The sequence below is a fragment of the Leptotrichia sp. oral taxon 221 genome (assembly GCF_018128245.1).
GTDB lineage: Bacteria > Fusobacteriota > Fusobacteriia > Fusobacteriales > Leptotrichiaceae > JABCPH02.
In genome coordinates, this window is sequence record NZ_CP072378.1 from 656852 (window position 1) to 671542 (window position 14691).

The 14691-nt window shown below is 28.7% G+C and carries 10 protein-coding genes and 1 other RNA gene; all 11 read left to right on the forward strand.

Translation table 11 applies throughout. The features are described from left to right. Positions 1 to 150 precede the first annotated feature (150 nt). The 11 genes from rpoC to J4863_RS03045 all read left to right on the forward strand — a co-directional run bounded on the left by rpoC (position 151) and on the right by J4863_RS03045 (position 14617). Positions 151 to 4185 (forward strand): DNA-directed RNA polymerase subunit beta', encoded by a 4035-nt coding sequence (gene rpoC / locus J4863_RS02995; RefSeq protein ID WP_211618984.1) that lies wholly within the window; start codon positions 151 to 153, stop codon positions 4183 to 4185. 87 nt (positions 4186 to 4272) lie between these two features. After that, positions 4273 to 4821 carry a guanylate kinase gene (gene gmk / locus J4863_RS03000; RefSeq protein WP_211618985.1) on the forward strand — a complete coding sequence of 183 codons (549 nt, stop codon included), beginning with the start codon at positions 4273 to 4275 and terminating at the stop codon, positions 4819 to 4821. Positions 4822 to 4831: 10 nt separating this feature from the next. Next, the gene (locus J4863_RS03005; protein ID WP_211618986.1) at positions 4832 to 5035 is read left to right on the forward strand and encodes a DNA-directed RNA polymerase subunit omega; all 204 of its coding nucleotides are present in this window, start codon (positions 4832 to 4834) and stop codon (positions 5033 to 5035) included. 371 nt (positions 5036 to 5406) lie between these two features. Next, positions 5407 to 7425, forward strand: coding sequence for a DNA primase (gene dnaG, locus J4863_RS03010; RefSeq protein WP_211618987.1), 2019 nt, complete (start codon positions 5407 to 5409; stop codon positions 7423 to 7425). 12 nt (positions 7426 to 7437) lie between these two features. Next, positions 7438 to 8619 (forward strand): RNA polymerase sigma factor RpoD, encoded by a 1182-nt coding sequence (gene rpoD / locus J4863_RS03015; RefSeq protein ID WP_211618988.1) that lies wholly within the window; start codon positions 7438 to 7440, stop codon positions 8617 to 8619. A gap of 60 nt (positions 8620 to 8679) precedes the next feature. Then, positions 8680 to 9624 (forward strand): RNA polymerase subunit sigma, encoded by a 945-nt coding sequence (locus J4863_RS03020; RefSeq protein WP_211618989.1) that lies wholly within the window; start codon positions 8680 to 8682, stop codon positions 9622 to 9624. A 40-nt stretch (positions 9625 to 9664) separates the two neighbouring features. Continuing rightward, positions 9665 to 10477: a Nif3-like dinuclear metal center hexameric protein gene (locus J4863_RS03025; RefSeq protein WP_211618990.1), complete on the forward strand. Its 813-nt coding sequence runs from the start codon at positions 9665 to 9667 to the stop codon at positions 10475 to 10477. A gap of 43 nt (positions 10478 to 10520) precedes the next feature. Then, an RNA gene (gene rnpB / locus J4863_RS03030) (RNase P RNA component class A) lies at positions 10521 to 10866 on the forward strand. Between the two features lie 110 nt (positions 10867 to 10976). Continuing rightward, complete coding sequence (locus J4863_RS03035; RefSeq protein ID WP_211618991.1) at positions 10977 to 12068, forward strand: mannose-1-phosphate guanylyltransferase; 1092 nt, start codon at positions 10977 to 10979, stop codon at positions 12066 to 12068. Between the two features lie 104 nt (positions 12069 to 12172). Continuing rightward, positions 12173 to 13144: an SIS domain-containing protein gene (locus tag J4863_RS03040; protein WP_211619302.1), complete on the forward strand. Its 972-nt coding sequence runs from the start codon at positions 12173 to 12175 to the stop codon at positions 13142 to 13144. Positions 13145 to 13156: 12 nt separating this feature from the next. After that, positions 13157 to 14617 carry an oligosaccharide flippase family protein gene (locus tag J4863_RS03045; protein WP_211618992.1) on the forward strand — a complete coding sequence of 487 codons (1461 nt, stop codon included), beginning with the start codon at positions 13157 to 13159 and terminating at the stop codon, positions 14615 to 14617. Positions 14618 to 14691 lie beyond the last annotated feature (74 nt).

The window sequence follows — 14691 nt, forward strand, 5'->3', positions numbered from 1 at the left end:
GCTGATAAAGTCTGTTAAATATCATAAATTGTTTATAAAATTAATGATAGGAAGGAGTTTTATCGGCTTCAGAAATATATTATTGATTAAATAAATTTTTCCCACTTTTAGAAAAAAGTGGAAATTAAGTATTGAGGAGGCTCTTAACGAATGAGTATAAGAGATTTTGATAGTATTCAAATAAAATTAGCGTCACCTGAAAAGATTTTAGAGTGGTCTTATGGTGAAATAACAAAAGCAGAAACTATAAATTATAGAACATTAAAACCTGAAATGGACGGGTTATTTTGTGAAAAAATATTTGGACCATCAAAAGATTATGAATGTTCTTGTGGTAAATATAAAAGAATGAGATATCAAGGTGTGGTTTGTGAAAAATGTGGTGTTGAAGTTACAACGGCTAAAGTAAGAAGAGAAAGAATGGGTCACATTAAATTGGCTACACCGATTGCTCATATTTGGTATTCAAAAGGAACACCTAATAGAATGGGTCTTTTGTTAGGAATTAGTACAAAAGAATTGGAATCAGTGTTATATTTTTCAAGATATATAGTAACTGATAAAGGTGAAACAGAGCTTGAAAAAGGAAAAATTTTGACTGATAGAGAATATAGATTATATCAAAGTCAATATAAAAATGGATTTACTGCTAAAATGGGAGCAGAAGGAATCTTGAAATTGCTAGAAGAAATTGATTTACATGAATTAGAAAAAAAATTAGAATTAGAAATGGATACAGAAACTTCTTCACAAAAGAGAAAAAAAGTAATTAAAAGATTAAAAATTGTAAGAGATTTGATAGTAGCAAATAATAGACCTGAATGGATGATTTTAACTGTATTGCCAGTTATTCCTGCTGATTTGAGACCAATGGTTCAATTAGATGGTGGAAGATTTGCAACTTCTGATTTAAATGATTTGTATAGAAGAGTAATTAATAGAAATATTAGACTTAAAAAATTGATGTCAATTAATGCACCAGAAATTGTAATAAAAAATGAGAAAAGAATGTTGCAAGAAGCTGTGGATGCTTTAATTGATAATGGTAGAAGAGGAAAACCAGTTGTTACTCAAAATAATAGAGAATTAAAATCATTGTCAGATATGTTAAAAGGGAAACAAGGTAGATTTAGACAAAACTTATTAGGAAAAAGGGTTGATTATTCAGGAAGATCGGTTATCGTAGTAGGACCTAGCTTGAAAATGAATCAATGTGGGTTACCTAAAAAAATGGCATTGGAATTATATAAACCATTCTTAATGAGAGAATTAGTTAAAAGAGAATTAGCTTCAAATATTAAAGTTGCTAAAAAAATGGTTGAAGAAGAAGATGAAAATGTATGGGAATTGATTGAAGAAATTATTAAAAATCATCCAGTTCTATTAAACCGTGCCCCAACATTACATAGATTGTCAATTCAAGCATTTGAACCAATTTTAATTGAAGGGAAAGCTATTAGATTACATCCGTTAGTATGTTCTGCATTTAATGCGGATTTCGATGGTGACCAAATGGCAGTTCACTTGGTATTATCACAAGAAGCACAAATGGAAGCAAAATTATTAATGTTGGCAACAAATAATATTATTGCACCTTCAAGTGGTAAACCAATTGCAGTACCTTCGCAAGATATGGTAATGGGATGTTACTACATGACTAAAGAAAGAAAAGGCGAAAAAGGAGAAGGGAAATCATTCTCTAGTAAAAATCAATTAATAACAGCGTATCAAATTAAAGAAATTGGAACGCACGCTATTGTGAATGTAAGAATTGATGGAGAAATGGTAAAAACTACTCCAGGAAGATTAATGTTTAATTTACTTTTACCTAAAGAAGTAAGATCTTATGACAAAACTTTTGGTAAAAAAGAATTGGCAACATTAATAGCTGAATTATATAAAAGATATGGATTTGAGAAAACAGCTGAATTAATAGATAAATTGAAAAACTTTGGATTCCATTACGGAACATTGGCGGGAATTACAGTTGGAATAGAAGATTTGGAAATTCCTGAAAGTAAAAAAGCAATATTAGAAAAAGCTGAAAAAGATGTAGCGGAAATTGAAGAACAATATAAAGCTGGAGATATTATCGATGAGGAAAGATATAGAAAAACAGTAAGTATTTGGTCTGAAGCTACAAATAAAGTAACAGCTGAAATGATGGGAAATCTTGATGAATTTAATCCAGTATTCATGATGGCAAACTCAGGAGCCAGAGGATCAGTTGCACAAATGAGACAATTAGGTGGAATGCGTGGATTGATGGCAGATACGCAAGGTAGAATCATTGAGGTACCAATTAAAGCGAACTTTAGAGAAGGGTTGAATATTTTGGAATTCTTCATGTCATCACATGGAGCTAGAAAAGGATTGGCGGATACGGCATTAAGAACAGCCGATTCAGGATATTTGACTCGTAGATTGGTTGACGTTTCACATGAAGTTATTGTAAACCATGATGATTGTGGAAGTACTGGTGGAATTTTAGTTTCTGATTTGGTTGAAGCTGGGGAAGTAATTGAAAAATTATCAGAAAGAATTTATGGAAGATACTTATCTGAAGATTTAGTTTGTAATGGAGAAGTTATTGCTCCAAAAAATACTTTAGTAAAAGATGAGTTAATTAAGAAAATTGAAGAATTAGATATAAGAGAAGTAAGTATCAGATCTCCATTAACTTGTAAATTGGAAAAAGGTGTATGTAAAAAATGTTATGGATTAGACTTATCTAATCATAAAGAAATTTTAAAAGGGGAAGCAGTTGGAGTTATTGCAGCACAATCAATTGGGGAACCTGGTACACAGTTGACAATGCGTACATTCCATACAGGTGGAGTAGCAACAGCAGCTTCTGTTCAATCAGATTATAAAGCTGATATTGATGGAGTAGTTGAATTAAAAGGTATCGAAACATTAATTGATGATAAAGGTGAAGAATTAGTAGTTTCACAAACAGGAAGAGTAATTATAGGAACACATAGATATGAAATCCCATCTGGATCTATTTTAAAAGTAAAACAAGGTGAGAAAGTTAAAAAAGGACAAGTTTTAGTTGAATTTGATCCATATCAAGTACCTATTATTACATCTGAAGAAGGAAGAGCAGAATTTAGAGATATCTACGTAAGAGAAAATCCAGATATTAAATATGGAGTTACTGAAAAAATTGCGATAAAACCAATTGAAAGTAATGATGTAAACCCTAGAATTATTATTTATAATGATGATAATAAAAAAGTTGCTGAATATAATATTCCTTATAACGCTTATTTGATGATAAATGAAGGAGATCACGTTAAAAAAGGACAAATTATTACAAAAATCTTGAAAACTGGTGAAGGGAACAAAGATATTACTGGAGGTCTTCCTAGGGTACAAGAATTGTTTGAAGCTAGAAATCCAAAAGGGAAAGCAACATTATCAGAAGTGTCTGGTAGGGTAGTATTCTCAGATAAAAAGAAAAAAGGTATGAGATTGATACTTATTGAAGATCCAGAAACAGGAGAATTAATTAGAGAGTATACAGTTCCAGTTGGGGAACATTTAGTTGTTACTAATGAAATGATTATTGAAAAAGGTGCTAAAATAACTGATGGACCTGTATCACCACATGATATCTTGAAAATTAAAGGATTGGTAGCGGCACAACAATTTATACTTGAATCAGTGCAACAAGTGTATAGAGAACAAGGAGTTTCGGTAAATGATAAACATATTGAAATTATCGTAAAACAAATGTTCCAAAAAATTAAGATTAAAGAACCTGGAGATTCATTATTCTTAGAAGAAGAATTAATCGATAAGAAAATTGTTGATAAAGAAAATGAAATCTTAATTTCAAAAGGTAAAAAACCAGCAACATATGAACCGGTAATTCAAGGTATTACTAAAGCAGCTGTAAATACAGAAAGCTTTATATCAGCATCTTCATTCCAAGAAACTACAAAAGTGCTTGCTAATGCAGCAGTTGAAGGAAAAATTGATAAGTTAGAAGGATTGAAAGAAAATGTAATTATAGGTAAGAAAATACCTGGAGGAACAGGATTTAAAGATTACAAATATTTAGATGCAACTTTGAAAAGTGATTTAGAAGCTGAGGCTGAAGCTGAAAAAATGGCGGCTGAATTATTAGAAAAAGAAAGTGAAGAAACCGAAGAAGTAGTTGAAACTACAGAAGAGTAAAAATAATAAAGTGAACAGGGAGATTTATAAAATAAATTTCCCTATTCATGTTAAAAATGAAGATTTCTAATAATAGGAGGCTAAGTTATGAAAAAAGGTAAGCTTGTGATAGTTTCTGGTCCAAGTGGTTCTGGGAAATCGACCGTAACAAAAATTGTAAAAGATAGATTAAATATACCGTTATCAATATCTGCAACTACAAGGCAGCCAAGAGTTGGAGAAGTTGATGGAAAAGACTATTATTTTTTAACGACTGAAGAATTTGAAAATAAAATAAAAAATGATGAATTTTACGAATATGCAAATGTTCATGGAAATTATTACGGTACTTTGAAAAAGGTAGTGGAAGATAATTTAGACAAAGGATTGAATGTCATTTTGGAAATTGATGTTCAAGGAGCATTAATTGCAAAAGAAAAGAAAAAAGATGCAGTATTAGTATTTTTCAAAACTGAAAATATGGAAATTCTTGAAAATAGATTGAGAAATAGAAAAACAGATTCAGAAGAAGTGATAAAGACTCGTTTAGAGAATGCATTGAAAGAGTTGGAATATCAACCAAAATATGATTATACAATAATAAATGTTGATATAGAAAAATCATGTGAAAAACTTATTAATATTATTAATGAGTAGAGGAGAAATAATGAAAAGAAAAAAAATAACAATAGATGAATTATTAGAAAAAATGCCTAATAAATATGAATTGGCTATTATTTCTGGGAAAATTGCAAAAAAAGAATTTATGAAGGGTTGTAATAAATCTGAAATAATGGACAATGTTTTTGATGACATAATGAATGATGAAGTTGTAGTTATTAATGAAGAAACTATAAAAGATGATGAATAAAAATCGATAAATAATTAAATTTTCAAATCTATAATTAAAAAATTTTAAGACTTGCTGTCCCTAAAATTCTAATTTTATTAAATAAAGAAAATTAATTATATAAAAAATAGATATTTGATTAAAGATTTATTTGATTAATGAATAAATAAAAAAATAATATACTAGAATTTTCCAATAAAATATTTGAGGAATTGTTTTTTTGTAAATTTGTGGTATAATTAAGATTAGAGGATAAGAATTATAAATTTAAATTGACTTGAGTATATATCTTATAAAATTTATGAAATATGTTGCCATTAATTAGAAATTTTAATCAGAGAAAGGGAGGGGAGATTTTTATAAAAAATTGAATTTTATAAAAATTCTAAAACATGAAATACCAGAAAGAAGAGATTGAAAAGTTTATTGAAGCTTTGGATATAGTTGAAGTTATAGGCGAGTATGTAAATTTAAAAAAGGTAGGTTCGAACTATAAGGGGCTTTCTCCTTTTAAAGATGAGAGGACGCCGTCGTTTGTAGTTAGTCCAGTAAAAGGAATTTTTAAAGATTTTAGTACAGGAATTGGTGGAAATGCTGTAAGTTTTTATATGAAGATAAATGACTTGAGCTTTATTGAAGCTGTGGAGGAACTAGCTCAAAAATATAATATTCCATTAAGTGCTAATAAAAATTATCAAATGTATTATAAAAAAGACTTTGAAGTTTATTATAGCATTATGGAAGAAGCTTTGTCTTTTTTTAAAGAGAATATAAAAAAATCAGAAAAAGCTATAAAATATATGGATGAGAGAGGTTTTTTTACAGAAGATATAGAAATTTATGAAATAGGATTTTCGCTAAATGGTAAGGATAGCTTGTTTAAGTATTTGATAGAAAAAGGATACAACGAGAAGGATATTTTAGATTTAAATTTAGCAAAAACTAATTACGAGGGAGAAATTTTTGATACTTTTAGAAATAGAATAATGTTCCCAATTTACAATAGTTCTAAGAGAGTTGTTGCATTTGGAGGAAGAATAATTGATGAGAGCATTTCTAAGAGGGCACCAAAATATTTGAACTCTTCTGATACGAAAATTTTTACTAAAGGTATAGAACTTTTTGGACTAAAAGAAAAAGCTAGGATTATAAAAGAAAAAGGCTACGCAATCCTTATGGAAGGGTATTTAGATGTTTTAAGAGCTTATAAAAATGGTTTTTTTAATTCTGTTGCAAGTTTGGGGACAGCTTTTACAAAACAACAGGCTATGTTAATAAAAAGATATACAGAAAATGTTGTTATATCATATGATAACGATGAAGCTGGAAAAGAAGCTGTAACAAAGGCTGGAATGATTTTGCAGGAAAATGGTTTTAAAATTAAGTGCATCGTTATGGGGGATAATGTAAAAGAAAAAGATCCAGATGAGTTTATGAAAGCTCACGGAAAAGAAGGATTTGTAAGAGCATTAAAGGAATCAAAAGATTTTTTTGATTTTTTGTATGTAAAGTATACGAAGAATTTAGATTTGAATGACAGATTAACCAAAAGAAATGTAGTACAACAATTTAAGCAATATTTTAAAATATTGCCAGAAATTGATAAAGTTTTTTATGCAGAAAAATTAGCTGAAAGACTTAATATAAAAGAAGAAGTTATATTAAGAGAATATGATTTTTCAGGGACTTTTAGAGAAGAAGAAAATATTTCTTCAGAAAATAGAGAGAAAAATTATAATAAAAAAAATAAAGAAAAAATCAATAAATATAGTAAAATTCAAGAAGAAACGATAAAAAAAGTAGAAAATAAACTTATGGGGAATTTTCTTTATGAAGAATTAGAAAAGAGTACTTTAAAATATTTATTGAAATATTATTTTGACAAAAATGGAAAATGTGATAAATTGATGAACAAGAAATTTACTACTTCAAGATATGTAAAAATATTTGAAAATTTAAAAGAATTTGATTTTAATTTTAAAAAGATTCAAATAGAATTGGAAAAAGAGGAAGTAGAGAAATTAAACAAAGTTCGGCTTGATGAGTTAAAGTTATTAAAAAAAGAGATTATAAGCATTGAGATGGATGTTGGAATAATGATTGATGATAGGGATAGATATTTTAGAGAAATTTATACGAGCTGGATAAAAAGAATTATAAAAAATAGAATTGAAGAATTAAAAGAGAAAAAAGAAACTTTGAAAGAGGAAATTGAAAAGTTAGAATTACAAGGCTTAAATTCAGAAGATTCGAAATATCGGGAGTATAAAGTAAAGTTAGGGAAAGTACTAGAAAAACAGGTTAAATATCGAATGTTGGGATTGAAGTGCAGTCCTGATAAGTTAAATGATGAAGTTATCAATGAAATAGAAACAGAAATAAATATTAATGAATTCAATTATATCAATTAAGGAGACAAAGTTATGTCTGAAAAAAAGGGAACGTTAAAAAATAGTCTCACCAATTTTATAAAACAAGCAAGAGAGCAGAAAGTAGCTAGTTACGAAGAAATCAATGAAATTTTATCTGTAGGTTTTTCCACTGATAAAATTGATCAATTTATAAAAAAATTAACAGATGACGGTGTTCAAATAGTTGATACTATTAAAGAAAAAGAAATGTTGTTAAAAGTACCTGATTCCTTAGAAGAAATAGAAAAATTAGAATTGAATGATTTTGAAGAAGATGCTCATGATAAATTTGTTGAAAGTGAAATTGATGAAACAGAAGTAGATAAATTATTAAAAGCAGATTTAATGAAAATGGCTGAAAGCATGGATGTAGATGAGCCAATAAAAATGTACTTAAGAGAAATTGGTCAAATACCTTTGTTAAGTTACGAAGAAGAAATTGAGTATGCGCAAAGAGTTTTAGAAGGCGATGAAGAAGCTAAACAAAAATTGATCGAATCAAATTTAAGATTAGTTGTAAGTATTGCAAAAAAACATACTAATAGAGGTTTGAAAATGCTTGATTTAATTCAAGAAGGAAATATGGGATTGATGAAAGCTGTTGAAAAATTTGAGTATGAAAAAGGATTTAAGTTTTCAACATATGCAACTTGGTGGATAAGACAGGCGATTACACGTGCGATTGCAGATCAAGGAAGAACGATAAGAATACCAGTTCATATGATTGAGACAATAAATAAAATTAAAAAGGAAAGCAGAATAATTTTACAAGAAACTGGAAAAGAACCGACTGCAGAAGAATTGGCTGTAAAATTGGAAATACCAGTAGATAAAGTGAAAAATATTTTGGAAATGAATCAAGATCCGATTTCGCTTGAAACACCAGTAGGTAGTGAAGAAGACAGTGAATTAGGTGATTTTGTTGAGGATGATAAATTTGCAAATCCATATGATGCAACAACAAGGGTATTGTTGAAGGAACAATTAGATGAAGTATTGAAAACATTGAATGAAAGAGAAGAAAAAGTTTTAAGATACAGATATGGTCTTGATGATGGTTCGCAAAAAACATTGGAAGAAGTAGGAAAAATCTTTAATGTTACAAGAGAGCGTATTAGACAAATTGAAGTTAAGGCTTTGAGAAAATTGAGACATCCAAGTAGAAGAAAAAAATTAGAGGATTATAGGAGCTAAGTGGATAACTAGCTCCTTTGTCTTCATTAGGGAAAATTTGTTGGAAAAAAAGAGGTAAGTATGATAAAGAGAATAATGGAAGATATTAGAAAAAAGGGAAATTATAGTTTTGAAAAAATAATAGAGCAAAATAGTTTGTCAGATGATGATTTTTTTGAACTTTTAAAGATGATTCATTTGGAAAATATTCCTGAAGTAAGAACATCTGTGGATGGACAAGATTTTATAATGCTTGAGAATGAGAATTTTTATGTAGAAGAAAAAGATACAATTAAATATTATTTGGAAGAAATTAAAGAAAAATATGAAGATTTAAAAGATAAAATTGATGATAATGATATAGAGTTGATTGATAAATATTTAAAAGTTGCAGTTAAGGAAAGTTTGTTGTATTCAAAATATGGATTTTCATTTTTGGATACAGTTCAAGAGGCTACGTTAGGTGTTTTGTCTAGCTTTAATTATTATGATCAAATAAAAGAAATCACGAAAACTCCAGAAGAATTTATAAAAAATTTTGCAATAAAATATATTTTAGAGTTTCAAAAAAACATGTTAAAAGATATTAAATCTTCAGAATTATCGTATATTTTGTATTTGAAAGTAAAATTGGATAAGGAAATGGGGCATTCAATTGATGAAATATGTAAACAAATGAATGTGACAAAAGAGTATATTCATGATTTGGAAAATTTATTTGAAAATGTTGAATTGGAAGAATTAATTCAAAGTGAGGAAATATTTAAGAAGGCTGATAAAATTACTCAAATGTATATTTTGGAAAATATACCGAAAAAGCTGAATTATATTGATGAGAGAATTCTAGTTATGACGTATGGATTAGAAGATAAAGTTTATGATGAAAAAGAAATTTCAAAGGCTTTAAATATTTCTAAACATAACGTTAATATTTTGAAGGAGAAGGCATTGAGTAAATTATCAATTGATTTGTTACAAAATGATTTTACGAGTGCTAGTGAAGAAATGGATTATACCGTAAATTAATAACGGATACAAAAATGTATTGAAGATGAAGGAGAACGAGATGAGATTAAGGGATATAATAGGAGAGTTGGAAACTTTGTATCATCCTAAAATTGCGGAAGATTGGGACAATGTTGGGTTATTAGTTGGAGATGAAAATAGAGATATTAATAAAATGTTGTTTTGTTTAGATTTGACGGAGAAAGCTGTAGATGAAGCTGTTGAAAAAGGAGTGGACTTGATAATTTCACATCATCCAGCGATTTTTTCAGGAATGAAAAGAATAACAACTGAAAATCTTCAAGGAAGAAAAGTTTTAAAATTAATAGAAAATAAAATAGCAGTGTATTCGATACATACAAATTGTGATTTTGCAGCGAATGGATTGAATGATTTTGTATTTGAGAAATTAGAATTGAATGGAAATGTAGAAATTGTTAATCAATATGAATTTGATGAATATAATTTTAGAAAGAATAGAATCGATAGAATTCGTGGAGGATCTGTGAGAATAAAAACTTTAGATCATGAGATTACTTTACAAGTTTTAGTTGAAAAAATAAAATATCATTTAGGATTAGATTATGTGAGATTTGTTGGAGATAAAAATCGTAAGATTAGAAGAATCGGACTTGTAACTGGTGGAGGAAGTTCGTTTATGCATGATATTAAAGATAGAATTGATGTATTTTTGACAGGAGATTTGCGACATCATGAATCGCTTGATGCTTTAGAAGAAGGCGGATTATTGGTAGATATAGGGCATTATGAAAGTGAGTATTTATTTGCGGATTTAATGGAACGAGAAATATCTAGATTTTTTGATGGAGAAATGATTAAATATTTTGGTGAAGAAGTATTTCAATTAGGATAATTTTTTCTTCACTTTTTATACAAAAAATGTTAAAATAAACAAAGAGGTTTTGGAGTTAATCGCTTGAAGAAATTTAAGAGGAAAGTCTGGACTTCATAGGGTAAGAGAGGCAGTTAACGACTGCTGAGAGTAATCTTAAGGAAAGTGCCACAGAAAAAGAAACCGCCTAAAATTTTTGGGTAAGGGTGAAAAGGTGGTGTAAGAGACCACCAGTAGTTTAAGAGATTAAATTAGCTTGGTAAACCCCTCTTGAAGCAAGAATAAGTAGAGAGCAGTTAAGAGGCGACCCGTCTTTGCTCGAAGGGTAATTCGCTAAAATTGATAAGTAATTATCAATTTAGATAAATGATTAACTAATACAAAATCCGGCTTACACCAAGACCTCATAAAAGCTCAAGGGAAATTCTTTGAGTTTATTTTTTTATAAAATCAAGAAAATTTGTAATAAAAAATTTAAAAATAACATTTGTAGTATCCAAAAATGAGTGAGGAGATAAAAATGGAAAGAGTAGCATTAATAATGGCTGGGGGTAGTGGAACAAGATTTTGGCCATTGTCAACAACATCAAGACCGAAGCAATTTTTAGATTTGGTATCAGAGAAAACAATGATAAGGGAAACAGTAGATAGGATTTCTAGGATAGTTCCGAGCGAAAAAATATTTATTGCAACAAATATTTCTTATTTTGAGATAATCAAAAAAGAGTTGCCAGAGATTTCAGAAAAAAATATTATTTTTGAGCCAATGGCTAGAGATACGGCGGCTTGTATTGGTTATGCAGCTGAAATTATTAAAAAGTTTTATGAAGATAGTGTAATGGCTGTGTTGCCGTCAGATCATTTGATTAGAAAAGAAGAAGAATTTTTAAGTTATTTGGAATTTGCATTTGAAAAGGCAGAAAAAGATAGAATTATAACGCTTGGAATAAAACCTTCTTATCCAGAAACTGGATATGGATACATTGAATATATTGATAAGAAAAAAAACCATCATGATGAAATGGAGATTTATAAAGTAAAACGATTTAGAGAAAAACCGAATAAAGAACTTGCTGAAAGATATATAGAACAAGGAAATTATTTGTGGAATAGTGGAATGTTCGTTTGGAAATCAGAATTTATTTTGCATGAGATTAAGAAATATATGGAAACTCATAAAATTGTTTTGGAAGAAATTGAAAATTTATTAGGAAAAATTGATTTGAATGAAATTTATGGGAAAAAGCTGAGCGATTATGTAAGTAGTGTGTTTAAAAAATTTGAGAAAATATCAATTGATTTTGGAGTAATGGAGCATACACGATCGGTTTCAGTGATTCCAGCAGATATTGATTGGAACGATGTTGGAAGTTTTAAATCATTGGAAGAAGTGTTTCCAAAAGATGAAAATAATAATATTATAAAATCTGAAAAATATGAAGAGATTGAGTCAGAAGGAAATATTATAATTAATAAAGAAAATAAAAAAATTATTGCGACAATTGGGGTAGAAGACATTGTCATCGTTAATACTGAGGATGCCTTACTTGTTTGTCATAAAGATAAAAGTCAGGAAATTAAGAAAATTTTGGATAAAATAGAGAAAAAATAGTTATTGAAAGATAATTTTTGAAAGGAGAAAACATTTGTAAAGTTCATAAATAAAGGGATAAATCAGTTTTTTGGAATTTATGAAAAGAGCATTTGTTTAGAAAAATGGATATTATTAGAGAAGGACAATCGATTTTTGATTTGGAAATAGAGGAGTTGGAAAAGGTTAAGAAAAAAATGGATTCTAGCTTTGAAAAACTTGTTAATGAAATTTATTCGATGGGAGAAAATAAAGTAGTTGTTACTGGTATTGGGAAATCGGGACATATTGGAAGAAAAATATCAGCGACTTTGGCTTCGACTGGGACTTCTTCGATTTTTATGAATGCAGCAGAGGCATTGCATGGAGATTTGGGAATGATAAGTAAAGGTGATATCGTGATAGCAATTTCAAATAGTGGAAATTCAGACGAAATTTTGACTATCTTGAATCCGATAAAAAAAATAGGTGCAAAAATAGTTGCGTTTACTGGAAACGAAGAATCGACTTTAGCTAAATATTCGGAAATTGTCATAAATATTGGTGTCGAAAAAGAAGCTAGTATAATTGGTGTGGCACCAATGAGTTCGACGACAGCAACTTTGGTAATGGGAGATGCGTTAGCAGCGGTTTTGATAAGAATGAAGGATTTTAAAGAAAGTGATTTTGCTAAGTATCATCCAGGTGGAAGTTTAGGGAAAAGATTACTTTTGACGGTTAAAGATATAATGCATAGTGGTGATGAATTACCAGTTGTTACAAAAGATGAAAATATTGAAAATGTACTGATGATTTTGACTAAGAAGAAAATGGGAGCAGTTTGTATAACTGATACGGGGAAAGAAAATGGAAAATTGAAAGGAATTATAACTGAGGGAGATATTAGAAGAGCTTTGGCTCATAAGGATGAGTTTTTTAGTTATAAAGCGAAAGACATAATGATACAAAATCCGATTTCTATTGATGTTGAAGCGATGGCATTAAATGCACTAAATTTGATGGAAAAAAGAGAAAGCCAGATAAGTGTGCTGCCTGTTGTGGAAAATGAAAAATTAGTTGGAATAATTAGACTTCATGATTTAGTTGGATTAAAATAGTGAGGAGAAAAGATGAATAATAAAAATTTAGTAAAAGGAACAATGGTGTATTCACTCTCAACTATAGTAACAAAATTGGGATCATTGATATTTTTGCCAATTATAACTAGACTATTGACAAAAGAGGAATTTGGAATAGTTGGGACATTAGGTCCGATTGCAACATTGTTTGCGGTTATTTTGGGACTTGGTCTTTATAATGCACAAATGAAAAAGTATATCGAATTGAAAGATAACGAAGAAGAGCTAGGAAGTTACATGTTCTCGACAGCGATGGTAATTATTATTTTCAATGTATTGACATATATTTTCTTGCTGACACCATTAGCAAAGACACTTTTTTCATATGTAATTGATTTGACAACAGTGAAATATAATCCATTAGTTATCATAACAGTTGTTATAGCATCTGTAAATGCTTTAAATACCTTAGCAACGACACTTTTTAGAATGAAAAAGATGTATATGAAAGTTGCGATCGGAAGTATGATCAGTTTATTTACAACTTATATTTTGACAATTATTTTTATAAAAAATTTAAAAATGGGTGTTTTTGGGAATCAGTTTGCGAATTTGATTGCAATACTTGTATTGTTACTTTATTATTTTAAAGATTATTTTGGGAAATTTAGATTAAAATTGAATTTTGACTATATGAAATATTCGATAAAAAATGGTGTGCCATTAATTTTTATTGAATTAACTGACCAAATTGTAAATTTTAGTGATAGAATTTTGATTGCGAAATTTTCTTCATTTGCCAATGCTGGAATTTATACTTTGGCATATACGGGAGGTCAAGTTTTATCAGTTGTAACAAGTTCTTTTATAAATAGCTGGACACCAGAATTTTATGAGGCAATGAAAATTGATAAAAATAATCCACGAATTACGAAAAGTTTGGAAGATTTCTTGGCGTTGATTTCATTTGTTTGTGTGGGAGCTCAGTTATTTGCGCCAGAGGCTGTAAGATTGGTATTTCCAGCAAGTTATGCGTCTTCAATAAATCCGATACCGATTATTTTAGCTGGAGTCGTAATTCGATCGCTAATTTGTTTAGATTATTTTTTTCATTTCCATGAAGATAGTATGTTTATTTTCTATTTTTCAGTATGTGCATTAATATTTAATTTGTCTGCAAATTTAATATTGATTCCAAAATATCCAGAACATGGGATTTTAATTGCTTCTTGGACTACATTGATTGCGTTTTTATTAAGAATAATTATAGAATTTGTGATTATTAAAAAGAGATATAAAATTTCATTTAATTATAAAAAATTGATTTTATATTTAGTAATAGTAATAAATCCTGTGATTTTGTATTTAGGAAATGAAAATATATCTTTAATGAAATTTGGAATAAAAATTATTTATTTTGCTGTCGTTATTAAATTGTTAGTTAATAGAGAAGTATATAATAAAATAAGTGGAATTTTGATAAAATTAAAAAATAAAGTTGTAAAAAAATAGAAATATTTGTAATTTGAAAAAAATTTGATTTTTATTGTGTTTGCGAAATGTGGTAACTATAAAAAAGAGGTGAT

Bases quoted from the DNA above. Each gene is read 5' to 3' on its own strand.
- rpoC (WP_211618984.1), top strand. From the start codon at position 151: ATGAGTATAAGAGATTTTGATAGTATTCAAATAAAATTAGCGTCACCT.
- gmk (WP_211618985.1), top strand. From the start codon at position 4,273: ATGAAAAAAGGTAAGCTTGTGATAGTTTCTGGTCCAAGTGGTTCTGGG.
- J4863_RS03005 (WP_211618986.1), top strand. From the start codon at position 4,832: ATGAAAAGAAAAAAAATAACAATAGATGAATTATTAGAAAAAATGCCT.
- dnaG (WP_211618987.1), top strand. From the start codon at position 5,407: ATGAAATACCAGAAAGAAGAGATTGAAAAGTTTATTGAAGCTTTGGAT.
- rpoD (WP_211618988.1), top strand. From the start codon at position 7,438: ATGTCTGAAAAAAAGGGAACGTTAAAAAATAGTCTCACCAATTTTATA.
- J4863_RS03020 (WP_211618989.1), top strand. From the start codon at position 8,680: ATGATAAAGAGAATAATGGAAGATATTAGAAAAAAGGGAAATTATAGT.
- J4863_RS03025 (WP_211618990.1), top strand. From the start codon at position 9,665: ATGAGATTAAGGGATATAATAGGAGAGTTGGAAACTTTGTATCATCCT.
- J4863_RS03035 (WP_211618991.1), top strand. From the start codon at position 10,977: ATGGAAAGAGTAGCATTAATAATGGCTGGGGGTAGTGGAACAAGATTT.
- J4863_RS03040 (WP_211619302.1), top strand. From the start codon at position 12,173: ATGGATATTATTAGAGAAGGACAATCGATTTTTGATTTGGAAATAGAG.
- J4863_RS03045 (WP_211618992.1), top strand. From the start codon at position 13,157: ATGAATAATAAAAATTTAGTAAAAGGAACAATGGTGTATTCACTCTCA.